General features: G+C 67.9%; 17 protein-coding genes. 10 read left to right on the top strand and 7 right to left on the bottom strand.

Going from position 1 to position 25,624, the window contains the following annotated elements; genetic code table 11:
• Positions 1–221 precede the first annotated feature (221 nt).
• Positions 222–752, top strand: coding sequence for a gamma carbonic anhydrase family protein (locus ACHQ4I_RS14065; RefSeq protein WP_420772148.1), 531 nt, complete (start codon positions 222–224; stop codon positions 750–752).
• A 34-nt stretch (positions 753–786) separates the two neighbouring features.
• Here the strand turns inward: ACHQ4I_RS14065 and ACHQ4I_RS14070 are convergent, their stop codons facing one another.
• Together ACHQ4I_RS14070 and ACHQ4I_RS14075 are read right to left on the bottom strand one after the other, a co-directional pair.
• Positions 787–1,410, bottom strand: coding sequence for a phosphoribosyltransferase (locus ACHQ4I_RS14070; protein ID WP_420772149.1), 624 nt, complete (start codon positions 1,408–1,410; stop codon positions 787–789).
• Positions 1,411–1,421: 11 nt separating this feature from the next.
• Entirely contained in the window at positions 1,422–2,276 is an 855-nt protein-coding gene (locus ACHQ4I_RS14075) for a carbon-nitrogen hydrolase family protein (RefSeq protein WP_420772150.1), read from the bottom strand.
• 62 nt (positions 2,277–2,338) lie between these two features.
• Between ACHQ4I_RS14075 and ACHQ4I_RS14080 the strand changes: the two genes are divergently transcribed.
• Both ACHQ4I_RS14080 and ACHQ4I_RS14085 read left to right on the top strand, forming a co-directional pair.
• Positions 2,339–4,132, top strand: a complete 1,794-nt coding sequence (locus ACHQ4I_RS14080; protein WP_420772151.1) for a DEAD/DEAH box helicase — start codon at positions 2,339–2,341, stop codon at positions 4,130–4,132.
• An 88-nt stretch (positions 4,133–4,220) separates the two neighbouring features.
• Positions 4,221–7,664 (top strand): AAA domain-containing protein, encoded by a 3,444-nt coding sequence (locus ACHQ4I_RS14085; RefSeq protein ID WP_476445393.1) that lies wholly within the window; start codon positions 4,221–4,223, stop codon positions 7,662–7,664.
• Positions 7,665–7,830: 166 nt separating this feature from the next.
• Here ACHQ4I_RS14085 and ACHQ4I_RS14090 read toward each other — a convergent pair whose 3' ends face one another.
• Positions 7,831–9,009: an amino acid deaminase/aldolase gene (locus tag ACHQ4I_RS14090; RefSeq protein ID WP_420772153.1), complete on the bottom strand. Its 1,179-nt coding sequence runs from the start codon at positions 9,007–9,009 to the stop codon at positions 7,831–7,833.
• Between the two features lie 47 nt (positions 9,010–9,056).
• Positions 9,057–9,536: a TetR family transcriptional regulator gene (locus tag ACHQ4I_RS14095; protein ID WP_420772154.1), complete on the bottom strand. Its 480-nt coding sequence runs from the start codon at positions 9,534–9,536 to the stop codon at positions 9,057–9,059.
• 430 nt (positions 9,537–9,966) lie between these two features.
• On the opposite strand from ACHQ4I_RS14095, the gene ACHQ4I_RS14100 reads away from it, so the two are divergent.
• A complete protein-coding gene (locus ACHQ4I_RS14100) occupies positions 9,967–10,713 on the top strand; it encodes a tyrosine-protein phosphatase (RefSeq protein ID WP_420772155.1) in 747 nt (248 codons plus the stop codon).
• A 1-nt stretch (position 10,714) separates the two neighbouring features.
• Here the strand turns inward: ACHQ4I_RS14100 and ACHQ4I_RS14105 are convergent, their stop codons facing one another.
• Complete coding sequence (locus tag ACHQ4I_RS14105; protein WP_420772156.1) at positions 10,715–11,980, bottom strand: class I adenylate-forming enzyme family protein; 1,266 nt, start codon at positions 11,978–11,980, stop codon at positions 10,715–10,717.
• A 165-nt stretch (positions 11,981–12,145) separates the two neighbouring features.
• Positions 12,146–12,940 carry an enoyl-CoA hydratase/isomerase family protein gene (locus ACHQ4I_RS14110; protein WP_420772157.1) on the bottom strand — a complete coding sequence of 265 codons (795 nt, stop codon included), beginning with the start codon at positions 12,938–12,940 and terminating at the stop codon, positions 12,146–12,148.
• A gap of 189 nt (positions 12,941–13,129) precedes the next feature.
• Here ACHQ4I_RS14110 and ACHQ4I_RS14115 point away from each other — a divergent pair, with 189 nt between their 5' ends.
• From ACHQ4I_RS14115 to ACHQ4I_RS14140, 6 genes are all read left to right on the top strand, one after another.
• Positions 13,130–14,155: a glutathione S-transferase family protein gene (locus ACHQ4I_RS14115; protein WP_420772158.1), complete on the top strand. Its 1,026-nt coding sequence runs from the start codon at positions 13,130–13,132 to the stop codon at positions 14,153–14,155.
• Positions 14,156–14,268: 113 nt separating this feature from the next.
• The gene (locus ACHQ4I_RS14120; RefSeq protein WP_420772159.1) at positions 14,269–14,997 is read left to right on the top strand and encodes a hypothetical protein; all 729 of its coding nucleotides are present in this window, start codon (positions 14,269–14,271) and stop codon (positions 14,995–14,997) included.
• Positions 14,994–15,980, top strand: coding sequence for an ABC transporter ATP-binding protein (locus ACHQ4I_RS14125; protein WP_420772160.1), 987 nt, complete (start codon positions 14,994–14,996; stop codon positions 15,978–15,980). Before ACHQ4I_RS14120 ends, ACHQ4I_RS14125 begins: the two co-directional genes overlap by 4 nt.
• Positions 15,977–16,759, top strand: a complete 783-nt coding sequence (locus tag ACHQ4I_RS14130) for an ABC transporter permease (protein WP_420772161.1) — start codon at positions 15,977–15,979, stop codon at positions 16,757–16,759. Before ACHQ4I_RS14125 ends, ACHQ4I_RS14130 begins: the two co-directional genes overlap by 4 nt.
• 138 nt (positions 16,760–16,897) lie before the next feature.
• Positions 16,898–20,563, top strand: coding sequence for an ABC transporter ATP-binding protein (locus tag ACHQ4I_RS14135; RefSeq protein WP_420772689.1), 3,666 nt, complete (start codon positions 16,898–16,900; stop codon positions 20,561–20,563).
• A gap of 96 nt (positions 20,564–20,659) precedes the next feature.
• Positions 20,660–24,475, top strand: coding sequence for a multifunctional oxoglutarate decarboxylase/oxoglutarate dehydrogenase thiamine pyrophosphate-binding subunit/dihydrolipoyllysine-residue succinyltransferase subunit (locus tag ACHQ4I_RS14140; protein WP_420772162.1), 3,816 nt, complete (start codon positions 20,660–20,662; stop codon positions 24,473–24,475).
• Positions 24,476–25,012: 537 nt separating this feature from the next.
• Here the strand turns inward: ACHQ4I_RS14140 and ACHQ4I_RS14145 are convergent.
• Entirely contained in the window at positions 25,013–25,588 is a 576-nt protein-coding gene (locus ACHQ4I_RS14145) for a TetR/AcrR family transcriptional regulator (protein ID WP_420772163.1), read from the bottom strand.
• Between the last annotated feature and the right edge of the window lie 36 nt (positions 25,589–25,624).

A 25,624-nucleotide genomic window follows, 5' to 3' on the forward strand; every position in this document is an offset into this window, starting at 1 on the left:
CTCGCGTCCGAGCGGCCGAAGCGCATGCGCCGCAGGCGCGAGTCTGGGCCGTGCCGCTAGCGACTGCTTGCAGGTCGCTCGAAAGGGGCCGCTAGCGACTGCTTGCAGGTCGCTCGAAAGGGGCCGCTAGCGACTGCTTGCAGGTCGCTCGAAAGGGTCAGCCGCGAGACATCGGGGGCCGCGAACGCTCCGCGCCGGAGGCGCGACGAGAATACTGCTTCGTGCCACTTTACGAATTCGAAGGCAAACGGCCGCAGGTCGATCCGACGGCGTTCATCGCACCGACCGCGACCCTGATCGGTGACGTGCGGGTCGAGGCAGGCGCGTCCATCTGGTACGGCGCGGTGTTGCGTGCGGACCTGGCGCCGATCACCATTCGGGAACGCGCCAACATCCAGGACAACGCGGTCCTGCACGTGCCGCCGGATGTGCCGATGGAGATCGGCCCCGGTGCGACCATAGCCCACAGCGTCGTCTTCCACGGCGCGTCGGTCGGCGCGGAGGCCATTGTCGGCAACGGCAGCACGGTCCTGGACCTGGCCGAAATCGGTGCTGGCACCATGATCGCCGCGCACTCCCTGGTCCCGCCGCACGCCAAGATCCCGGCGGGCGTGCTCGCCGCGGGCGCCCCCGCCGAGGTGAAGAAGTCCATCGAGGGCACCCAGGCCGAAGGCTGGGTCAAACTCAACCCGGGCTTCTACGCCGAACTCGCCCAACGCCACCGCAAGGGCATCACCGAAGTCCGATCCTGACCTCGGGCAGGTTCGCCGATAACCGCGGGAAATCTCATGCGAGCAGCGCGGTGACCTCGTCGTCATCCAGCTGATGGAAATCCCGATACGCCATGCCGACCCCGCCGAGGCTGTGCGGAACCCACGGGCAGACCACCTCATCGGCCTCGGTGGCCGCTCGGCGCAATGCCTCGGCCGAGGACACCGGCACCGCGACCACGATCCGCGACGGCTGGTGCAGCTGCGCGACCCGGCAGGCGACGACCACCGTCGCCCCGGTCGCCATGCCGTCGTCCACGATCACCGTGGTGCGGCCCGCGATCGGGATCGGCTTGGCGTCACCGCGCCACACCTCGCGGCGGCGCTCGAGTTCGTCACGTTCCGCATCCTCGATGTGGGCTATCTGCTTCGGCGTTATCCCGGTGTGCGACAACACATCCTGATTGAGCACCCGGACACCCTCCTCACCGATGGCCCCCATCGCCAGCTCCGGCTGCCATGGCACACCGAGCTTGCGGACCAACAGGATGTCGAGATCACCGCCGATCACTTCGCGCACCGCGGCCGCCACCGGGACCCCGCCGCGGGGCAGTCCGAGCACCAGCGGTTGCGCCGCACGCAGGTGGCCGAGTTCCAAACCCAGCGCGCGACCGGCCGCCGTCCGATCGGAGTAGATCATCCCAATTGACGCTACTCCGGAACCCGCTCGGTGATCGCGAATCGACGTAATGCCAGGCTGGGGTTGGTACGGCGGACCGCGGCGAGCTGATCTAGGTCGATGCCCGCGGTGAGCACGCCGGGTTCGTCGCCGAGTTCGGCGAGCACCGCGCCGGTCGGATCGATGATCATCGAGGCGCCCGCGCCGCGCGGCGCGCACTGATCGGCGGCGGCCACATACACGGTGTTCTCGATGGCGCGGGCGCGCAGCAGCGTCGTCCACTGATCCACCTTCGCCGGACCCGGAATCCACTGCGCGGGCAGCACCAGTACCTGCGCACCCGCCGCCGCGACGCGACGACAGCCTTCCGGAAAGCGGAGATCGAAACAGGTCTGCATGCCGAATGTCACAGTCTGGACCGTGAATGTGGCCGGGATCTCGATCGCCCCCGCCTCGACGACATCGGATTCCAGATGTCCGAACGCGTCGTAGAGATGCACCTTCCGATACTTCGCCACCAGACTCGCATCGGGTCCCAGCGCGACCAGTGTGTTGCGGATTCGACCGGCCCCCGGCGCCACCTGTTCGACCATTCCGGCAACCAGATACACCCCGAATTCGCGCGCGATTTCACCGAGACCGGTGACGAACGGGCCGGTCAGCGCTTCGGCGACGGCCACGACCCGCTCGTCGAGCCGGGTGACGGCAAACATCGAGTATTCGGGCGCGACCACCACCTTCGCACCCCGTTCGGATGCCGTGCGAACGTGCTCGCGCAGGGCCGCGAGATTGGCGGACGGATCGGTTCCCGGCGCGAATTGGACCACCGCCACGGACACCACTGACGACGCCGGGTCGTGATGCGCGGACACGCTTTCGGGTTGCATACGTCTCACCGTATTGGCCCGGTGGCCGGGACGACCACTGCGAGGCAGTAAACTCCTGGTCAATGAGTACCAATCAGGTCGACAGCGTTCCTGGCGACAACGACAGGGACAATGACGGCCCGACCTTCGCCGATCTCGGCATCGATGAGCGTGTTCTCGCGGCCATCGCCGATGTGGGCTACGAGTCGCCCTCGCCCATCCAGGCGGCGACGATTCCGCCACTGCTCGACGGCGCCGATGTGGTCGGGCTCGCCCAGACCGGCACCGGCAAAACCGCGGCGTTCGCCATCCCGATCCTCATGGGCATCGAGGCGACCGGCAAACTTCCGCGCGCCCTCGTACTTGCCCCGACCCGCGAACTCGCGATCCAGGTCGCCGAGGCGTTCGGCCGCTACGCCACCCATATTCCCGGGTTGCATGTGCTGCCGATCTACGGCGGCCAGGCCTATGGCGTCCAACTCTCCGGCCTGCGCCGCGGCGCGCATGTCGTGGTCGGCACGCCGGGCCGGGTGATCGATCACCTGGAGAAGGGCACGCTCGACCTGTCGCAGCTGCAGTATCTGGTGCTCGACGAGGCCGACGAGATGCTGAAGATGGGGTTCCAGGAGGATGTCGAGCGCATCCTCGCCGACACCCCGCGCGAGAAGCAGGTCGCGCTGTTCTCCGCGACCATGCCCTCGGCGATTCGCGGCATCTCCAAGAAGTACCTGCGCGAACCGGTCGAGATCACGGTCAAGTCGAAGACCTCGACCAATACCAACATCACCCAGCGCTGGGTGCAGGTCTCGCATCAGCGCAAGCTCGACGCGCTCACCCGGATCCTCGAGGTCGAGGCGTTCGAGGCGATGATCATCTTCGTGCGCACCAAGCAGGCCACCGAGGAGCTGGCCGAAAAGCTGCGCTCGCGTGGCTTCTCGGCCGCGGCGATCAACGGCGATATCGCGCAGAACCAGCGCGAGCGCACCATCGGACAGCTGAAGTCCGGCGCACTGGACATTCTGGTCGCCACCGATGTCGCCGCGCGTGGTCTCGACGTGGACCGCATCTCGCATGTGGTCAACTACGACATCCCGCACGACACCGAGTCCTATGTGCACCGCATCGGCCGCACCGGCCGGGCCGGGCGCAGCGGCGAGGCCCTGCTGTTCGTCGCGCCGCGTGAACGTCACCTGCTCAAGTCGATCGAGCGCGCCACCCGGCATCCGCTCACCGAAATGCAGCTGCCCAGCGTCGACGATGTGAACACCCAGCGCGTCGCCAAATTCGGCGATTCCATCACCGAGAACCTCAGCTCGACGAATCTGCCGTTGTTCCGCAAGCTCATCGAGGACTACGAGCGCGAGCACAACATTCCGCTCGTCGATATCGCGGCGGCGCTCGCGGTCAGCGGCTACGACGGCGACAACTTCTTCATGGAGCCCGAGCCGGAGCCGACCGAGCGCCCGCAGCGCGAACGCATGCCGCGCGGGGATCGGCCCGCCCGCCGGTTCGAGGGCGAGGATCGCGGTCCCTCGCAGCACCGCGCCACCGGAGCCGAATTGGCGACCTACCGGATCAGCGTCGGCAAGCGGCACCGGGTGGTGCCCGGCGCGATCGTCGGCGCCATCGCCAACGAGGGCGGCCTGCGCCGCAGCGACTTCGGCCACATCAGCATCCGACCGGACCACAGTCTCGTCGAGCTTCCGGCCGACCTGTCCTCGGAGACCCTGGAAGCGTTGCGGCGCACCAGGATCAGCGGTCAGCTCATTCAGCTGCAGCTCGATTCCGGTCCGCCCGGCGGACGTCCGTTCCGCGCCGGACCGCGACGCGACCGCGACGGCGCCAAGCGACCGGAACGGCGTAAACCACGCTCCTGAACCGGGGAGGGTTCACCGAGGTGGAAACCGGCTAGCTACAGTGTTGCCGTCCGTGTCCGGCGAAGACACAGGAGGGCCGCGTTTGATCGTGTTCGGTGATCGTGTCGTCTGCTCCGCCGTCGACTTGGTGCGCGCGGCGCACTGTGAATTCGCGTTATTGCGTGCCCTCGACACCGAACTGGGCACTGTCTCGGGCGCGGTGGATGCGGTGCCGGATCCGGTGCCGCGCCCCGGGTTCGACGATTCGCGCGAACGCAGGCTCGCGGACTTCCGTGATCGGTTCGGCAGCCAGATGGTAGAGATCCATTCCGTAGCGACTGCTCGCGGGTCGCTCGAAAGGGTCGGCGCCGCGGCCGAGCACGATCCGGTGACGGATCCCGGAGCGCATATCGCCGCGCTACAGGCCGCCCATGCGCAGACCATCGCCGCTCTGCGCGCCGGTGCGCACGTGATCCACGGTGCCACCTTCTTCGACGGTAAATTCGTCTGCGCCAGCGATTTCCTGGTGCGCGCGGGCCACCGGGTCCGCTACACCGTGCACGGCACCGCGGCCGGACCACCGGATCGCGTCGGCGCGGCACTCGAACTCGCCGCCTGCGCGGACGCTTTGGACAACAGCGGCGCATTGACCGCGCCCCTGGCTCGGTTGCACCTGGGCGAGGACAGCCAGACCTACCCGCTGACCGATCTGGTGCCGGTCTATCTCGCCCGGCGCGGACGGGTCGAGCGAATCCTGGAAGACAAACTGAGCGAATTACTCCCGGTGCAGTGGGGCGATCCGCGCTATCTCGCCTGCGGCCACTGCCCGACCTGCACCACCGCGCTCTCGGCGGCGCGTGACCTGCTGCTGGTCGCCGGGATGCCGCGCACCGCGCGGGCCAGGCTGCGCGAGGCGGGCGTGAGCACCATCGACCGACTGGCGAACACCGCCGCCACCGTGCCCGGCCTGCCGCCACGCACCTTCGCCACACTGCGCCGCCAGGCCGAAATCCAGCTGCGTCGCGAGGATTCCGGACAGCCGACGCACACCTTGGTCGACGCGATCGCGCTGGGCGCGCTACCGCCGCCGTCGCCGGGCGATCTCTCGCTGACCATCGAGGAGGGGCCATCGGGGCAGCTGCTCGGTATCGAGGTGGGCGGCTCCGGCGCCGTCCATTTGGCTTTCCGCGCCCCGTTCGGTGCCGCACCCGCACCGTATCGGGCGATGACCGATATCGCCGATGAGGAGGCCGGACGGCGGCGCGCACTGGCCGAAACGCTCGACTTTGTCGCCCAACGCCTCCGGACGTACTCGGATATGCGGGTGTACCACTACACGTCCGGTGTGCGTTCGGCGCTGCTGCGGTGGTCCGGCCGTTACGGGGTCGGCGAGGAGACCGTCGAGGATCTGCTGCAGGCGGGTGTGCTCGTCGACCTCTATCCGATCGTGCGCAATGCCCTGGTCATCGGGGAACGCTCCTACCGGCTGAGCCGCCTGCGGCGATTGCTACCGGATGCGGCGCATGCCGCTCGCCCGGAACGTGATTGCGTCACGCTGCTGCGGCTGCGTGACTGGCTGCTGGATCGGTCGGCCGAACAGCGCGTGTATCCGGATGCGGTGCTGCTGGATCAGGCGAGTTCGTGGTGTCTGGTGCCGAGGCCGGAGGAGCCGGATCCGGTGCCGCCGTCGCGGCCCTCGTCGATCGAGGCCGCGCTCGCGGAATTCGCGGCGGCACAGGGCGAGCCGCGCCATCCCGCCGCGCTGATGGCGGCGGCCCTCGGTTATCACCGGCGCGAACGCCAGCCGCTGTGGTGGGCCCATGCCGACCGGCTCAGTCATCCGGTCGACGAATGGGCCGATGCGCCAGGGGTACTGGTGGCCGACTGGGGCACGGTGGACACCAAATGGCATCGCAGCCCGCAGCAAACGACGATGCGCAGATATCTCACGCTGACCGGACGCATCGGCATCGGCTGGGGCGGCGCCGATACCGCGGGCGGTGCCGCGACCGGCACGGTGCTGACGCCGGGCGCCACCGTGTACACCTTCTACGACCAGCCGGTTGCCGCCGGGATGATCACCGCCGTCGGTCGGCGCGCGACCGCCACCGCGACCGTGCTCGGTTGCTCGGTCGACGCGAACTTCGACGACGCCGTCCGGTTGGAGGAACTGCTGCCGGACGGCTGCGAACCGTATGACGACCTGCCGACCGCCATCGCGCCCGGACTACCCGCCTGGGACGAGAACATCGAAACCGCAGTCGAATTCGCGGCCCAGCAACTGCTGATGGCGCTGCCGGAGATCCCGGCCGGCGCGGTATTCGACATCCTGGCGCGCCGGGCGCCGCGTCTGCGCCGCGCCGAGCGGCTGCCGGATGTGCACGGTGACCACGCGGCGGCGATCACGGCCGCGATGCTCGATCTCGACGACTCCTACCTCGCGGTGCAGGGACCGTCCGGCACTGGTAAGACCTCCACCGTCGCAAGGGCGATCGAACGGCTCGTCACCCGGCACAAGTGGCGCGTCGGCGTTGTCGCACAGTCGCATTCGACGGTGGAGAGCATGCTCGACATGATCGTCGCGATGGGTGTGCTGCCCGAACTGGTGGCCAAGAAGGATGTCGTGACGGTGGCGCCGGAGTGGTCGGTGATCGACGGTTCGCGCTATCCGCGATTCCTGGACAATGCGGTCAACGGCTGTGTGATCGGCGGTGCCCCAGCCGATTTCGCCGATGACGACCTGGTGCCGGGCGATGGTCTGGATCTGCTGGTGATCGCCGATGCGGGCCGCTTCCCGCTCGCCGATACCATCGCGGTCGCGGTGAGCGCGCGCAATCTGCTGCTGCTCGGTGATCCCGCGCCCGCCGCGGCGCGCAGCACGCATCCGGAGCCGGTCGACGAGTCGGTGCTCGGCTGGCTCACCGAGGGCCGCCACACCCTGCCCGCCGATCGCGGCTACTTTCTGGATCGCACCTGGCGCATGCACCCGCGCATCTGCGACCCGATCTCCCGGCTGTACTACGACAACCGCCTGCGCTCCAACGAGACGGTCACGCTCGCACGGCAGCTGGAAGGCATCGAGCCGGGGCTGGAGACGGTGCTGGTGGAGCACGGCGGCGATGCGACCGAATCGGTGGCCGAGGCCCGCGAGGTGGTCCGCCGGGTGCGCGCCCTGCTCGGGGTCTCGTGGACGACCGGCGCCATGACGCGGCGGCTGCACCCGCACGACATTCTCGTGGTGGCGCCCTACAGCGCCCAGGTCGGCCTGATCCGCACGCTGCTGGCACGGGCCAAGATCGAGGATGTGCTGGTCGGCACGGCCGAACGCTTCCGAGGCCGGGAGGCCGCGGTGGTGCTGATGTCGATGACCACCTCCAGCCCCGCCGATGCCCCCTACGGCATGCGGTTCCTGTTGTCGCGCAGCATGGTTCAAGCGACGCTCTGTCGAGCCATGTGGAAGGCCGTCATTATCCGATCGCCGCTGCTCACCGAATATCTGCCGAATACCCCGGACGATCTCTCGGATCTCGCGACATTCCTGCGACTCAGCTGAACGAGGCGCTGAATATTTCTTTCAGCGGCCCGCCAGTGCATGATCGAAATAATCATCGGACCGGTTGGTTCTTTTATCGGGAATTCAATGTGCCGCCGTCGCATCAGTATTTGATCTTGAAATTCACGGTCGCGGCCCGCAGACGAATTCGCAATTGCCGGTGGACTCAGCCGAAACTCTTGCCCTCGCCGCGATAGGTCGGCACCGTCGTCCGCGCGCCATCGCCGTCGACGAGATGCACCTGATCGAACCGCTCGCACAGCTCACCGGCCTTGGCATGCCGGAACCACACCCGATCGCCGATCCGCAGTTCGGCGGCCCCGGAGAGCGGCGTCTGCACCTCCCCCGCCCCCTCGGTGCCCAGCAGCTTCAACCCACCGGGCCACGCCGGCTTCGGCACTCGGGACGGACCGGTCGGACCGGAGGCGATGTAACCGCCCGCGAAAACCGTCGCGATGTCGGGCGTCGGCTTGCGCAGCACCGATGTCGCGAAGAACAGTGCGGGACGCGGGGTGAAGGCGCGGTAGTTGTCGAACAGGGTCGGCGCGTACAGCCCGGAGCCCGCGGTCACCTCGGTGACATCCGGATCGGCAATGCTGACCTCGATGGATCCGGAACCGCCGCTATTGACGATCTCCAGCTTGCCGACCACCGAGCGCACCGCGTCGAGCACTTGCCCGCGGCGCTTGACGATTTCGGCCGCCGAGGCCCGCTTCACCAGGCGCACAGCGATATTGGAGTCGGGCAGTCCGGCGATCTGCGCCTCATAGGTCATCACGCCGACCACATCGAAACCGCGATTGCGCGCTTCGCGCGCGAGCGTGGCGGCCTGTTCGGGGGTGCGTATCGGCGAGCGCCGAACACCCAGGTGCAGCGGTCCGACTCGCAGCGAGGCGTCCACATCGAGGCAGATCCGCGGCCGCACCAGGTCAGTGCCGACCGCGGCGCGGATCAGTTCCAGCTGCGCGAGGTCGTCGACCATCAACGTAATGGACTCGCGCAGGATGTCATCGGCGGCGAATTCGGCCAGCGCCGCGCGCTCGACGGTCGGATAGCCGAGCAGCACATCGCGGGCGCCGAGGCGGACCAGCCAGATGGCCTCGCGCAGGGAGTACGACATGATGCCCGCGAAGCCGCCATCGGCGGTGAGGCCGGTGCCCAGCACCTGCTCGAGCACCGCGCGGCAGCGCACCGACTTGCTCGCCACCCGAATGGGCACACCGCCCGAGCGACGGACCAGGTCCGCGGCATTGGCACGCAGCGCGGTCAGGTCGAGGGCGGCCAGCGGCGGGTCCAGCTCGGCCGTGGCCGTATGCAGGGCGACAATCGGCGACTTCTCGGTCACCGATATAACTCAACCACCAAACTGGTCAGACGTCCAGTATTGCGGGATCAGACTGCGGCAGCCCGGGTGGCCAAGCTGCTGACCAGGTCGTCGAGCACCACGAGCGTCGTCTCGTCATTGCAATCCGCGAGCCAGCGCAGCACCGTGCCCTGCAGCACCGAGACCGCATAGGCCGCGATGGCATCCACCGGCTCCAGCCACTGCGCGCCGGACCGGTTCGCACAGAGGTCGAGGAAGGTCGCGACCTCGGAGTCCATCTCCCGGAACAGGGCCGAGGCCTTCGGGTCGGCGACACATTCGGTCTGCGCCTCCCAGCGCTCGGCCAATTGATGCACGGTCGCCTCGTACGCCCGAGCCTGCTTGGCCGGGGCGGCCTTGACCAGTGGCCAGTAAGCGCTCACACCGGCATGCAGCAACACCCGAAGTGCCCGCACTCCGGTGAAATCGAGTGAGGCGGCCGCCTTCTCGACGGCCTCGCAGATGGTCGGCCGCAACCGAACCGCCGATATATCTCCACGTACGCTCAACGACGACTCCCTCGGGGAAACAACTCGCGCACCTTCGTCGGCGCGACTCGCTGAACATGGCGGGTCGATCTCACGAATCCCCCCGATCGGGAATTTCCTGGATGCCCAGTCCAACATTCACCAATCGTAGAGGGTTTTCCGAGTTTAAGAACGGGTTCGTTGGGTATTTCCAGACTCGAAGAATGTTTTGTTACCCAAACGGAATGTCGCCGCGATCGATCGGTGTCCACCGGAATCGCCTCCCCCAGCGTCACTCTCGCGCCCGCCCTGCCCGAGATACACCATTGACCAGACTACGGGTCGGGTTGTTCCCCGCCCGCCGCGGTGTGGCGTATCACACAGTAAATCCTCACAAACTGGACCACCAGGGGTTCCGTACTCTATCCGCAATCGACACCGCACTGATTCCTCGGGTAGTTAGCCTTGATCAGTGACTCTCTCGCCCTCGGCCGACCAGTTCTACCTGACCGGCACGTTCAACTTCCGCGACCTCGGCGGACTGCGCACCATCGACGGTGCGCGGATTCGCCCCGGCGTGCTGCTGCGCTCGGCCCAACTGAGCGGCCTGGACCTACCCGGGCACGCCATCCTGCGCGAACTCGGCGTCACCAATGTCTATGACCTGCGCGGGCTGCGCGAGATCGAGCACATCGGCCACGACAACCTGCCCGACGGCGTGCGACTGAACATCACCCCCTTCGACTCCCGGATGGCCGAGGCGCCGCCGCACGACGCCCAGACCAACTCCGCGTTCTCCCACATGCTCGAGGTCTACCGGTACTTCCCGGCCCTGCCCGAGGCCAATACCGCGATCATCGCCATCGCCGAGACCATCGCCAGCGGGGACGGCGCGGTGCTCGTGCACTGCGCGGCGGGCAAGGACCGCACCGGCTGGGCCATCGCCACCCTGCTGCGCGCGGTCGCGGTCAGCGAGACCGACGTGCTCGCCGACTTCATGGCCAGCAATGACGCCGTCCCCGCACTGCGCGACATGATGGCGCCGAAACTCACTGCGGGAGTAGAACTCTCCATCGACATCCTGGGCGTCCGCGAGGATTACCTACAGGTCGCCACGGATGTGGTGCGCGAACGGCACGGCGATTTCGAGTCCTACCTGACCGCCATCGGATTCACCACGCGGCTGCGCGAGCGGCTGCGCGATCGCCTGCTCGAGTGAGCTACCCCGCCTGCACCTGCTCGCGCCGGACCAGCCCCTCGGCATCGATGCTGACCTGATCGCCGGTGTGGAACCAACTTCCGGTGAAGCGATCCGCGGTGGTTTCCGGATCGTTCCAGTAGCGGCGGGTGACATTCGGCCCGCGACATAGCAATTCGCCGTGCCCGGCCTGCGCCCGCGGCCCCCACAGCGCCAATTCCGTACCGCCGAACGGGAATCCCAGCACCGGATCGGCGCCGGGCGCGTTGTCGGTATCGTCGTCGACGACCAGCCCGATGCCGCTGGTTTCGGTCGCGCCCCAGACCGACCACTGCCGGGCGGCGGGGAACATATCGCGCAGCGTGGCGGCCAGATCCGCGGGATCGGTCGGGTCGACGGCGCGTTCACCGCGGTGGCCCGCGTTGCTGAGCCGGACGATGCCTTCGGTGCGCAGCCCTTCGGTGCGCAGCGCCGCGAGTTCCGGCCGCAATCGGGCGAATATGCGTGGCGTCGCGGAAACCATATCGATCCGTTCGGAGACGATGGTTTCGGCCAGTCTTCCACTGTCCGGCGCAAGGACGACGGTGCCGCCGACCGCGAAGGTCGGCAGCAGTTGGTCCACACAGCCGCTCGCATGCGCCAGCGGTAGCAGCACCAGATTGCGCAGGCCGTCGGTCGGCAGGTCCAGCGCCGCGACGACGGAACGGATTGCCGAGAGCAGGTTTTCGTTGGTCAGCTCGACACCCTTGGGCGCGGCGGTGTTGGTCGGACAGAGCCCGGCGCCGCTGGTGTAACAGAGCAGCGCCAGATCATCGAGCGCCGCACCGTCATCGATGAAGGCGGCGCCGTCGGGCAGTTCGTCGTTACCGCCGCCGAGCACGAAGTCGGTGCTGCTGTCCGCGATCACCCGCTCGGCCACCGCATCGGGTAGTCCGTCGTGCACAAGTACGGGGACGGCGCCGCTGAGCAGGGACCCGAGGAACGCCTGCACCCAGCGCGCACCTGTTGGCATATGGATGGCGACCCGGTCGCCGTAGCCGATGCCGTGTTCCTGCAGGCCGCCCGCGATACGGGAGGCGGAGTGCCACAGCTCCCGATAGCTCAGCCGGGGGCCACCGATCTCCACCACCGCCTCCCTGGTCGAGAAGGCGTGCACCTGCAGATCCAATAGTTCGGTCAGTGCGGGGGTGAGATTGCCGTAGCGCAGCACCCCGTCGGCGCCGCGGGCCAGCGGTGTGTCGCAGGCATGCGGACGATTCAGGGGGTACTCGACCAGAAACTGCGACATACGTCCTCCGCACACGCCTCGAGCCTGCAGGCTCTTTGGACTATATGACGCGAGTCACATTTTCGCTGGAATAGGCGGTGAACTCGCCGACGCTCGGTCGAGCGCAAGGCTGATGGCGGACTTCGTCCGACAGCGCCCGATCAGGCGGTGCACGTGTCCCGGCCGTCACCGCCCCGTGTAGGTCGCCTTTCCCGGCCCGACCTCCAGGAAGCTGCGCACCGCGCCGCGCAGATCCGCGGTGTCGAACAGCGCGCCGGACACCTCCGGCGTCACCGAATCCGCGTGCGCCACACCGCCGGAGCGCCAGGCCTCGATGATCTGCTTGGTCGCGGCATGCGCCCGGGTCGGGCCCTGGGCCAGGCGGTTCGTCAATTCCCTTGCCGCGGCGTCGACATCATCGTGGACGGCGTTGACCACGCCCCATTCGGCCATGGTCGCGGCGTCGTAGAGATCACCGGTCATCACGAATTCGCGGGCCCGGCCAGAACCCGCGCGCTCGGCCAGCCGCTGCGGACCGCCCATCGACGGCGTCAGGCCCACCACCGTCTCCACCAGGCCGAATTTCGCCTTCGGCGCGGCCAGGATGATGTCGCAGGCCAGCGCCATTTCGAAGGCGGCGGTCAGGGTGAGGCCGTGCGCGGCGAAGATCACCGGGCACGGCAGCGCCTCGAGCGGATGGATGATCTGCGCGAACAGGGTGCGCCACAGTTCGGCGCCCTGCTCGGCCGTCAAACCGTCGAATACGTGCACGTCGACGCCGCCGGAGACCAGCTTGCCCTCGGCCCGCAACAGCACCGCGCGCGGCGGATTGGCCGATAGCTCGGCGAGATCCTCGATCAGCGCGTCGAGCATCGACTGGTCGAACAGATTCAGCGGCGGATTCGCCAGGGTGAGGGTCGCGACCTCGGCTCCGCCGTCGGTGGTTTCCCGAGTCAGCCGGGTGGCTTTCGTATCACTCATCCGGCAAGACTAGGCCGCCGTACCCTGCCGACTCAGTCGGCTGCCATCCCCGGGCTCACCCACCCCGCCGAGTCCGTCGGCTGCAATCCCCAGGCCAACCCACCCCGCCGACTCAGTCGGCCGCCATCCCCGGGCTCACCGACCCCGCTGACTCCGTCGGCTGAGCCCTCGATCTGCCAGACTAGACAGGTGACCAAGGCGGTATCAGAAAGTGGCTCCTACGTCGAAGCCGGTGAGTTCAAGCGGGATACGAATTACATCACCACCCGCATTACGGCCGACGGCCGCGACGGATACCAGGTCGAGCCGGGCCGCTATCGCCTGATCGCGGCACGGGCCTGCCCGTGGGCCAACCGGACGCTGATCGTGCGCAGGCTGCTGGGGTTGGAGGATTCGATCTCACTGGGGTTGTGCGGACCGACGCACGACAAGCTCAGCTGGACCTTCGATCTGGATCCCGGTGGCGTGGATCCGGTGCTGGGCATCCCGCGGCTGCGCGACGCGTATCTGGCGCGGTTCCCGGACTATCCGCGCGGCATCACGGTCCCCGCGATCGTGGACGTCCGCACCGGACAGGTGGTGACCAATGACTACGCGCAGATCACGCTCGACTTCTCCACCGAGTGGACCGAACTGCATCGCCCCGGTGCGCCGCAGCTGTATCCGGAGGAGTTGCGGGCCGAGATCGACGAGCTGAGCCTGGCCGTATTCCGGGATATCAACAACGGCGTCTACCGGTGTGGGTTCGCGGGGACGCAGGAGGCCTACGAGGCGGCCTACGACCGGCTGTTCGCCCGGTTGGACCTGCTGTCCGAACGCCTGACCACCCAGCGATACCTGGTGGGCGACACCATCACCGAGGCCGACGTGCGACTGTTCACCACGCTGGTCCGATTCGATCCGGTCTATCACGGCCACTTCAAGGCGAACCGCAGCAAGCTGTCCGAAATGCCGGTGCTCTGGGCTTATGCGCGTGACCTCTATCAGACGCCCGGATTCGGCGACACCATCGATTTCGGGCAGATCAAGACGCACTACTACGTGGTGCACTCCGACATCAACCCGACGCGGATCGTGCCCAAGGGTCCGGACCTGACCGGCTGGCTGACCCCGCACGGCCGAGAGGCGCTGGGCGGCAGGCCATTCGGCGACGGCACGCCGCCGCCACCGCCACCGCTCACGGAAAGGGTCCCTGCCCTGCGCGAACCGGCGTGATCGAAGCGACATGCGGGGAACCCGGCCGACCGGGTACATCGTTGTCATGACGAGTTGATGGCGGTCGGTGCCATAAGGTTCATCCCGTACAGGCGGAAGAGGAGGATATCGCCGTGTTCAAAGGCACGTTCGAGAAGACGGTGGTCCAGCTACTCGATACCGGGTCGCGCCTGCAGGCGCCGGCCGTCGCCAAGTACGTGGACCGGCTGCGGCGTTCGCATCCGTCGGAGAGTCCAGCGCAGATCATCGACCGGCTGGAGCACCAGTACCTACTCGCGGTGACCGGCAGCGGCGGTGCGGTCGGCGCGACGGCCGCGGTGCCGGGGGTCGGCACCGTCGCGGCCATTGCCGCGGTGAGCGCCGAGACCACCTTCTTCATGGAGGCCTCCGCGGTATTCACCCTCGCGGTCGCGGCCGTGCACGGCATCGCCCCCGAGGACAAGGAGACGCGCCGGGCGCTGGTGCTGGCCGTCGTGCTCGGCGAGAGCGGGATGGAGATCGTCGAGAAGACCGTCGGTCAGTCGGCGAAGAACTGGGGCACCCTGTTCGCCAGCAAGATTCCGGGCCTGTCGAGCATGAACGATTCGCTGCTCAAGCGATTCATCATCCGCTTCATCACCAAACGCGCCGCGCTGATGGCCGGCAAGGTGGTGCCTGCCGGCATCGGCGCGGTGATCGGCGGATTCGGCAACCGGGCGCTCGGCAAGACCACGATCAGCAATGCGCGCAAGGCCTTCGGGCCCGCGCCGATGACCTGGCCCGCCGATCGGCAGCTGATCATCGATGCCGATCCGCTGCCCGCGTTGGATCCGATCAAACCGCAACCCCCGACGCCGCGATGAGCGCGGGCCGACCGCTCGCGTTCTCCGTCCGCGGCCTGAGCAAGCGCTACGACCTGGTCACCGGGGTCGAGAACGTCAGCTTCACCGTCCCGTCCGGGACCGTCGCCGCCCTGGTCGGGCCCGCGGGCGCGGGTAAATCGACCGTTATGCGGATCCTGCTCGGCCTGCTCGCGCCGACCTCGGGTACGGCCTCGGTCGGCGGGCCCGGCTCCGCGCGGCAAGGCGAGGCGAGGCGTGGTCCCTCGGCCGTCGTCGGCGGCATGCTGGCGCCGCGCGGACTGCATCCGGCTCGATCCGCGCGCGATCATCTGCTGGTGTACGCGGCGGCCGCGGGTGTCGAGGACGCGCGGGTCGATGAGGTGCTCCAGATCGTCGGCCTCGGTGAATGGGCGCGAACGCGGGCGGACGCGCTATCGGCCGGATCGCAGACCCGACTGGCATTGGCGACCGCGCTGCTCGGCGATCCGCAACTGCTGATCCTCGACGAACCGATGGCCGGACTCGACGCGGCCGAGCGCGCATGGCTGCAAGACTTCGTGCGCCGGCACGCGCGCCGCGGCGGCACGGTCCTGCTGTCCAGCGAAAGTCTGGCGACCGTGATTCCGATCGCGGACAACATCATCGTGATCAGTGACGGTGTGGTGGTATATCAGGGCACTCCCGCCCGGCTGCGTCGTGGCCACCCCGATCGCCTGGTCGTCGTCGCGTCCACGCCCATCGCGCTGGCCACCATGCTGGCCGCACAGGGCTTCACCGATGCGGTGATCCGACCAGACGGCCGGCTCGCGGTGGCCGAGGCCACCGAAGCACAGATCCGCGCGGCGGCGACGGCGGCCGGGGTCCGCCTGGACAGCATCACCGCCGATCAGATCCACCCCGACCGCGTGCTCGCCTCGCTGGTCAAACCGGCCCGCCCGGCGCAGCCCGCCCCCTATGCCGGGATCGCACCGCCCCAACCGACGCCATACGGGATTCCACGATGATCGCCGTTCTGCCCCCGGACCTCGTTCCGGCCGTCAACTCCGAGGTCCGCAAGGTGAGCACGCTGCGCGCCAGCCGGATCCTCGCCGCCCTCATCCCCGCGATAGCACTCGTCGCGAGCGCGGTCACCGCGCTGCTCGCCGGACCGGCCGACCCCAAGTCCGATCCGGCGACCGGCGCCGCGACCATCGGGCTCTACATCGGCCTTGCCGTCGCCATCGTGACCGCCGGAGCCTTCGGCGCCGCCGGAGCGGGCGCCGAATACCGTTACGCGACAATGCCATCCACCGCGCTGTTCACCGCGGACCGCGATCGCCTCGCCGCCGCGAAATTCCTGGTAACCGCCGGATTCGCGCTGGCAACCACCTTCGCGGTGGAGTTACTGGCCTTCGCCTGCCTGCTCGCCTTCGGCCGCGGCAAATTCGACTTCGGCCTGCGCCTACTCGCCGTCTTCGGCGGCGGGCTGCTCGCCGCCGCCTGCTGGTCGCTGATCGGCACGGGCCTCGGTCTGCTCCTGCGCACCTCCACCGGCGCGATCGCCACCATGCTCGGCTGGACCCTGATCATCGAACCGTTGACCTGGGTTGTCGCCAAGGCCATCGGCATCGCCGGAGTAGTCACCGTGCTGCCCGGCTCCGCCACCATCAGTACCGTCGCCGTCGGCTCGTTCAAAGACAACAACTTCCTGGCCCCCACCCCCGCCGCCCTGGTGGTCCTGATGCTCTGGACCTTGGGCATAGGCGGCGGCGCCTGGTGGCTCCTGCGCAAACGCGACATCTGACCCCCACCACGCCGCATCGACAGGCGGTTGCTGGAAGCCGCCGGCCCGCAGGGAACAAATCCCATGGCTATCCGTGTCGTTACCGTCGACACAAGCCGACAGGACAGGTGGACAGCGCAATTGAGTGAACCGGGCTGGATGCGCAGACTGTGGACCGAATGCTGGTCCCACCGCGGAACAGTCGCGGGCATCGCGGTCGCATTGATCGCCGGAGCACTGGTCGAAATCTCCGCACCGCTGCTGACGAAGCGCGCCGTCGACGCCGCCGGGCTCGGCGACACCTCGGTGATCGGCGTCGTCGCCGGATTACTGGTCCTCGTCGCGGTGGGCCGTTTCTCGGCCGCCTTCGGACGACGCATGCTGGCCGGACGACTCTCACTCGATGTCCAGCACGCACTGCGGTTGAATCTGCTCGGCTCGCTGCAACGCCTGGACGGAGTCGGCCAGGACGCGCTGCGCACCGGCCAGGTCGTGTCCCGCTCGATCACCGATCTGCAACTGGTGCAGGGCCTTTTGGCAATGGTCCCGCTGTCCGGTTTGGCACTGCTGGAATTCCTACTCGCCGCCGCCGTCATGGTGTGGCTATCGCCGCCGTTGGCCGCGGTCGCACTGCTGGTCGTCCCGGCGATCGCACTGCTGGTGTACCGGATGCGCCCACGGCTCTACGCCGCGACCTGGTCCGCACAGCAGCGGGCCGCCGAGGTCGCCCAACATGTCGAAGAGACTGTCACCGGCGTCCGCGTGGTCAAAGGCTTCGGCCAGGAGGCCCGGATGGTGCGCGTGCTGGAGCAGCACGGACGCACCCTCTACGCCGAACGCATGCGCGCCGCCGCCATCAACGCGCGCTTCGCACCCGCGGTCACCACCATCCCGCAAGCCGGACTGGTCGGCGTGATCGTCGTCGGCGGCCTGCTCGCACTGCACGGGGTCATCGGAATCGGCACCTTCCTCGCCTTCTCCGCCTACGTCACGACCATGACGGTCACCACCCGCACCATGTCCTCGGTGGTCATCATGGCCCAGCTGACCAGAGCCGCCGCCGAGCGCGTCTACCAGGTCATCGATGCCGCCCCCGAAATCGCCGACCCGTCCGCCCCCGTCGACCTGCCCGAAGGCCCACTCGGCATCGAAATAGATTCCGTCACTTTCGGATTCGAACCCGCCCAACCGATCCTGCGCGACCTCGATCTCACCGTGCATCCCGGCGAAACCGTTGCCATCATCGGTCCTGCGGGCTCCGGAAAGTCAACGCTCTCACTACTTCTCCCCCGCTTCTACGCCCCCGACTCCGGCGCCATTCGCCTCTTCGATTCGAACACCACCTCGGTGGACATCGCCGATCTGTGCGCAACCGATCTCCGCAGCGCGATCGGCGTGGTATTCGATGACCCGTTCCTGTTCAGCAATACCATCGCCGCGAATATCGCCCTCGGCCGCCCCGAGGCCACCGATGCCGAAATCCGTTATGCCGCAAAGCTTGCCGCCGCCGACGAGTTCATCACCGAACTCCCCGACGGCTACGACACCGTGGTCGGCGAACGCGGGCTGACGCTGTCCGGCGGGCAGCGACAGCGAATCGCGCTGGCCCGTGCGTTGTTGGCGCAGCCGCGAATTCTGGTGCTCGATGACGCGACCTCCGCCGTCGACGCGATCACCGAGGCGGCCATCTTCGACAAACTCCCCGATGCGGGCGGCCGCACGACGCTGATCCTGGCGCATCGGGAATCCACACTCGCCCATGCGGATCGGGTGATCCGGCTCCCCGGCCCGGCCTCATACGCCGCCGACGAAGCCCCGGCCGTTCTCGGACGTGGCGGCACCCTCGGCACCACGAGATTCGGCCGCACCACGATGCCCGCCACCGGACCGGGCGGATTCTCCGGCGCCGCAGCCGATCTCAGCGAAACCCCCGAACTGCGCCGCACCATCGAACGTTTACCACCGGCCATCGAACAGCCCGGCCTCGACGACGAGCAGCTGAGACAACCCGATCCCGGGTTCCGCCTGACCCGCCTGCTGCGCCCGGTGCGCTGGCTGGTGCTGACCGTCATCACCCTGCTCGCATTCGACACCCTGATCGGCGTCGCCTTCCCGCCGATCGTGCGCTACGCCATCGATACCGGTGTGAGCGGCCATGATTCGGCCGCGCTCGCCCGCGCCGGGGGGCTCGGCGCGGCGCTGGTTGTGCTCGGCCTCGCGGTCGGCGCGGCAACCACCGTGCTCACCGCCCGCACCGGCGAACGCGTGCTCTACGGTCTGCGCGTGCGCAGCTACGCGCACCTGCAACGACTGGGTCTGGACTACTACGAACGCGAGTTGTCCGGTCGCATCATGACCCGGATGACCACGGATGTGGACGCGCTGTCGACGTTCCTGCAGACCGGCGTCGCGACCACGCTGATCGGCGTGCTCACCCTGGTCGGGATCGCGGTGGCACTGCTGGTCATCGATGCCTCGCTGGCCGCGGTGGTGTTGATCGCGCTGCCGCCGCTCCTGCTGGCGACGGTGCTGTTCCGTCGCGTCTCCGCCACCGCGTACACCGTGTCCCGCGAACACGTCTCGACCGTCAATGCCGATTTCCAGGAGAACGTCTCCGGCCTGCGCGCCGTCCAGGCCAACCGGCACGAGCCGGTCGCCGCCCGCCGCTTCGCCGAATACTCCGATCGCTACCGGACCAGCCGGATGCGCGCCCAGCGGGCCATCGCGATGTACTTCGCCTTCGTCATCGCGTGGGCGGATCTGGCACTGGCCGCGGTCGTGTACTTCGGTGCGCGTGAAGTCGCCGGCGGAGCGACCACTGCGGGCACCCTCATCGCCTTCGTGCTGTATCTGCAGTTGCTCTTCGGCCCGATCCTGCAGTTGTCCCAGGTCTTCGACGGCTATCAGCAGGCCCGCGTCGGCCTGCGCCGCATCGGCGACCTGCTCCGCACCCCGTCCTCGATCGCCGCCGATCCCGCGGACGCGGTCGCGATCGACCACGGACTGCGCGGCGAGGTCGTCCTCGATGACATCCGATTCCGCTATCCGGGCACCGAGAAGCCCGCCCTCGACGGGGTATCACTGCGGATCCCGGCCGGATCCACGCTGGCCCTGGTCGGCCCGACCGGTGCGGGCAAGTCGACCATCGTCAAGCTGCTGGCCCGGCTCTACGACCTGCCCGACGCTGTCGACCCGGCCGGCGCGATCCGCGTCGACGGCATCGACATCCGGCACTATCGCCTCGCCGACTACCGCTCCCGGCTCGGCATAGTCCCCCAGGAAGCTCACCTCTTCACCGGCGACGTCGCCAGCAACATTGCATTCGGGAAACCATCCGCGACCGAGGCGGAGCTCGCGGCCGCCGCCACGGCGGTCGGTGCGGCCGACATGATCGCCGCGCTACCGCAGGGCATGCGCCACCCGGTCGGCGAGCGCGGCCGCGGCCTCTCGGCCGGCCAACGTCAACTGATCGCGCTGGCCCGAGCCGAGCTGGTGCGCCCGGATCTGCTGCTGCTCGACGAGGCCACCGCCACCCTGGATCCGCAGACCGAGGCATCGGTCCTGGTAGCGAGCCGATCGCTGGCTCGGGGCCGGACCACCGTGGTCGTCGCGCACCGTCTGGGCACCGCCGCGCGAGCCGATCGGATCGCCGTCGTGGAATGCGGACGGATCGCCGAAATCGGACCGCACGACGCGCTGCTGGCGGCCGGTGGGCCCTATGCCCAGCTCTGGGCGGCGGCCAGCGAAACGGAGGGAATATTCTCGAGCGAGGACGGGTCGTCATCTTTGGGATCGGGTTTGTCCGGCGGTCAGTCGGTCCACTGATTTGCTGCTGGGCCTATCCTCAGAGAGGGCGCATCGGCGCGCATCCGCTGATCCCCGTGCCGGGCACGTCACAAACGTCGCAGCGCGAAGAACGAAATGAGGCGAACACCTGCTGTGAGCAGCTCAACTTCCCAGTTCGGACAGAACCAGTGGCTAGTCGATGAGATGTATCAGAAGTACAAACAGGATCCATCTTCCGTCGATGAAAGTTGGCACGAGTTCCTCGCCGATTACACGCCCGAGGTCGCGGGTGATTCTGGTAACAGCGCCGCGCCCGCGCAGGTGGCCACCCCGGCTCCGGCCCCCGCGCCGGTGAACGCGGCCCCGACCGCAGCGGCCCCCGCCCCTGCCCCGGTCAACGCGGCCCCGGCCCCGGCGGCCCCGGCCCCGGCGGCTCCCGCCCCGGCAGCTCCCAAGGCTCCCGCGAAGGCTCCCGCGCCCGCGAAGGTGACCGCCCGCGCGCCGCAGACGACTCCCGCGCCGACCTCGAATGCCGCGCCCACCTCCGGCGCGCCGAAGCCCGCCGACACCGCGGCCGACGAGGCGAAGGTCCTGCGCGGCCCGGCCGCCGCCGTGGTCAAGAACATGTCCGCGTCGCTGGCCATCCCGACCGCGACCAGCGTGCGCGCCATTCCGGCGAAGCTGATGATCGACAACCGCCTGGTCATCAACAACCATCTGGCCCGCACCCGCGGCGGCAAGATCTCCTTCACCCACCTGCTCGGCTACGCGATCGTGCAGGCGGTCAAGTCGTTCCCGAACCTGAACCGGCACTTCGCCGAGATCGACGGCAAGCCCAACGCGATCACCCCCGCGCACACCAACCTCGGCCTCGCCATCGACCTGCAGGGCAAGGACGGCAACCGCTCGCTGGTCGTCGCCGCCATCAAGGGCTGCGAGACCATGACCTTCGGGCAGTTCCACACCGCCTATGAGGACATCGTGCGCCGCGCCCGCGACGGCAAGCTCGGCATCGACGACTTCACCGGCGTCACCATCTCGCTGACCAACCCGGGCACCATCGGCACCGTGCACTCGGTGCCGCGGTTGATGCCGGGCCAGGGCGCGATCATCGGCGCCGGCGCGATGGAGTACCCCGCCGAATTCCAGGGCATGAGCGACGAGCGCATCAACGAGCTCGGCGTCGGCAAGCTGATGACCCTGACCTCGACCTACGACCACCGCATCATCCAGGGCGCGGAATCCGGCGACTTCCTGCGGACCATCCACAACCTGCTGATCAACGACGAGTTCTACGACGAGATCTTCCACGGCCTCGGCGTGCCGTACGAGCCGGTGCGCTGGCGCAAGGACGTCAAGGAACGCGGCGTCGACAAGAGCACCCGCGTGCTGGAGATGATCGCGGCCTACCGCAACCGCGGCCACCTGATGGCCGACACCGATCCGCTGCGGCTGGTCAAGGACAAGTTCCGCAGCCACCCGGACCTCGATGTCACCCAGCACGGCCTCACCCTCTGGGACCTGGACCGCACCTTCGATGTCGCGGGCTTCCACGGCCAGGAGCGGATGAAGCTGCGCGATGTGCTCTCGGTGCTGCGCGATGCCTACTGCCGCCACGTGGGTGTGGAATACACCCACATCCTGGAAACCGAGCAGCTGCAGTGGATTCAGGATCGGGTCGAGCAGAAGCACGTCAAACCGACTGTCGCGCAACAGAAGTACATCCTGAACCGGTTGAACGCGGCCGAGGCCTTCGAAACCTTCCTGCAGACCAAATACGTTGGCCAGAAGCGCTTCTCGCTCGAGGGCGCCGAAGCCGTCATCCCGATGATGGACGCCACCATCGACCAGTGCGCCGAGCATTCGCTCGATGAGGTCGTCATCGGTATGCCGCACCGCGGTCGCCTCAATGTGCTCGCCAATATCGTCGGCAAGCCGTACTCGAAGATCTTCACCGAGTTCGAGGGCAACATGAACCCGGCCGCCACGCACGGCTCCGGCGACGTGAAGTACCACCTCGGCGCGCGCGGCACCTACCTGCAGATGTTCGGCGACAACGAGATCGAGGTCTCGCTGACCGCCAACCCGTCGCACCTCGAGGCGGTCGACCCGGTGCTCGAGGGTCTGGTACGCGCGAAGCAAGACCTTCTGGACAAGGGCGACGGGCCGGAGGGCTTCTCCGTCATGCCGCTGATGCTGCACGGTGACGCCGCTTTCGCGGGTCAGGGTGTGGTCGCGGAGACGCTGAACCTGTCGGGCCTGCGCGGTTACCGCGTCGGCGGCACCATCCACATCGTGGTGAACAACCAGATCGGCTTCACCACCGCACCGGAGAACAGCCGCTCCACCGAATACTCCACCGATATCGCGAAGTTCATCGGCGCGCCGATCTTCCACGTCAACGGTGATGACCCGGAGGCCTGCGACTGGGTGGCGCGTCTGGCGGTCGACTTCCGCCAGAAGTTCCGCAAGGACGTCGTGATCGACATGATCTGCTACCGGCGTCGCGGCCACAACGAGGGCGACGATCCGTCGATGACCCAGCCGTACATGTACGACGTCATCGACACCAAGCGCTCGGTGCGCAAGGCCTACACCGAGAGCCTGATCGGCCGTGGCGATATCTCGCTCAAAGAGGCCGAGGACGCGCTGCGTGACTACCAGGGTCAGCTGGAGCGGGTCTTCAACGAGGTTCGCGAACTGGAGAAGTACGTCCCGGAGCCGAGCGAGTCGGTCGAGGACGACCAGCAGGTGCCCTCGACCGTCGTGACGGCCGTGGACAAGACCGTGCTGCAGCGCATCGGCGATGCCTTCCTCGGTGTTCCCGATGGCTTCAATGTGCACCCGCGCGTCAAGCCGGTGCTGGAGAAGCGGCGCGAAATGGCCTACGAGGGCAAGGTCGACTGGGCCTTCGCCGAGCTGCTCGCCTTCGGCTCGCTGATCGACGAGGGTCGCGCGGTGCGTCTGACCGGTCAGGACTCGCGTCGCGGCACATTCACCCAGCGCCATTCGGTGATCATCGACCGCAAGACGGCCGAGGAGTACACGCCGCTGCACAACATCGGCAGCACGAACCCGGGCTGGTTCGCGGTGCACGACTCGGCACTGAGCGAATACGCCGCCGTCGGCTTCGAATACGGCTACTCGCTGGGCAACCCGGACGCACTCGTGCTGTGGGAGGCGCAGTTCGGTGACTTCGTCAACGGCGCGCAGTCCATCATCGATGAGTTCATCTCCTCCGGTGAGGCCAAGTGGGGTCAGCTCTCGGAGGTCGTGCTGCTGCTGCCGCACGGTCACGAGGGTCAGGGCCCGGACCACACCTCCGGTCGCATCGAGCGCTTCCTGCAGCTGTGCGCCGAGGGCTCGATGACGGTCGCCGTGCCGTCCACCCCGGCGAACTACTTCCACCTGCTGCGCCGCCACGCGCTCGACGGCATCCGCCGCCCGCTGATCGTCTTCACCCCGAAGTCGATGCTGCGCAATAAGGCCGTGGTCTCGGACCTGAAGGACTTCACCGAATCGAAGTTCCGCTCGGTCTTCGACGAGCCCACCTACGAACAGGGCATCGGCGACCGCAGCAAGGTCAAGCGCGTCCTGCTCACCAGCGGCAAGCTCTACTACGAGCTGGTCGCGGCCAAGGCCAAGGACAACCGCGAGGACGTCGCCATCGTCCGGATCGAGCAGCTCTACCCGCTGCCCAAGTTCCGGTTGAACGAGGCGCTGGCCGGTTACCCGAATGCGACCGATATCGCCTGGGTCCAGGAAGAACCCGCCAACCAGGGCGCATGGCCGTTCTTCGGCCTGAACCTCCCGGAACTCCTCCCGGAGCGGTTCACCAAGCTGCGCCGCATCTCCCGCCGCGCCATGTCGGCCCCCTCCTCGGGTTCGTCCAAGGTCCACGCCGTGGAGCAGGCCGAAATCGTCGCCGAGGCCTTCGAGCCGACCGCGTAGTTTCGCACTGACCAAACGCCGGGCCGAATCCGCTCTCCCCCAGAGCGATTCGGCCCGGCGTTGGTCATTCCAGACGTCACCTCACGGCAGCCGACCGGGCGATGATTGCGGCGTAGGAAGCGGACGTTCCGAATGCGTTGGCAGGTGCCGCTTGGACGCTCGGCATGGTGCAGCTTTGGTTATCACCATCCGTGGACGATGTTCGGCAGCGCCAACGTCGAGCTGCACGGCGTGACGACAGCATCTCGCAGACATATTGGCGGACTTGGCAATTCAAAACCGCACAATAAGAGGCGAAAAGCCCGCACCGGCACCGAGTCCGCTCGAGGCTCCAACGTCGAAAACTGGTCGATCGCCACTGGCGGTGGCAACTCCTGGCACTGCGTTGTCGCGGAAGGCCGTACGTCGGCGAGATCTGGGCCAAGGACCAGAGCGGGGCCCACGCGCTGACGACACAGCAGCAGCGCACCCTCGCAACCGCGCGATAGCAGCTGGTCGCGGCGCATGGCGATTCCGGGATAAGCCGCTGGCGCCCGGTTACCGTGCGGGGTCTGGGGCCTCGTGGGCAATGGCGTGGATGGCGCGGCGGAGGAGGGCGGTGATTCGGTCCGGCGGGGCGTCGTGCAGGGCGTCGAGTTGGAGTAGGTGGCGGCCGATTACGGTGCCGATGGTGAGGGCTCCGATGAGGCCGGCGCGGAGGGTGGCGTCGTCGGGGGACAGGTGTTGGGCGGCCTGTTGTTGGCGGGCGACCATGGCGGAGCGGACTTCGGCGGCGGCGTCGGGGTGGGTGAGCATGGACCGGATCGCGGTGAGCGCGTCGGTGGGGTGCTCGGCGAGTTTCTGTTCGAGTGCGGCCAGTAGTTGTTCGGCGGCCTCCGGTGGCGTTCCGGTGATCAGTTCGTCCTGGTCGAATTGGGCGACCTGGGCGAACAAGTTGTCTTTGGATCCGAAGTAGCGCATCACCAGGCCCGGGTCGGTGTCGGCCGCCGCCGCGATCGCGCGGATGGTGGCCCGGTCGTAGCCAACCTCCGCGAACAGCTGCCGCGCCGCGTCCAAGATCCGAGCCTGGGTGCGGTCGCGTTGTTCGGCGCGGCGGGTGGGATGGGAACTCATGCGTTCAGTCTACGATCGTTGACCGAATGCGAAGGA

The sequence above is a fragment of the Nocardia nepalensis genome (genome assembly GCF_048910785.1).
Lineage (GTDB): Bacteria > Actinomycetota > Actinomycetes > Mycobacteriales > Mycobacteriaceae > Nocardia > Nocardia nepalensis.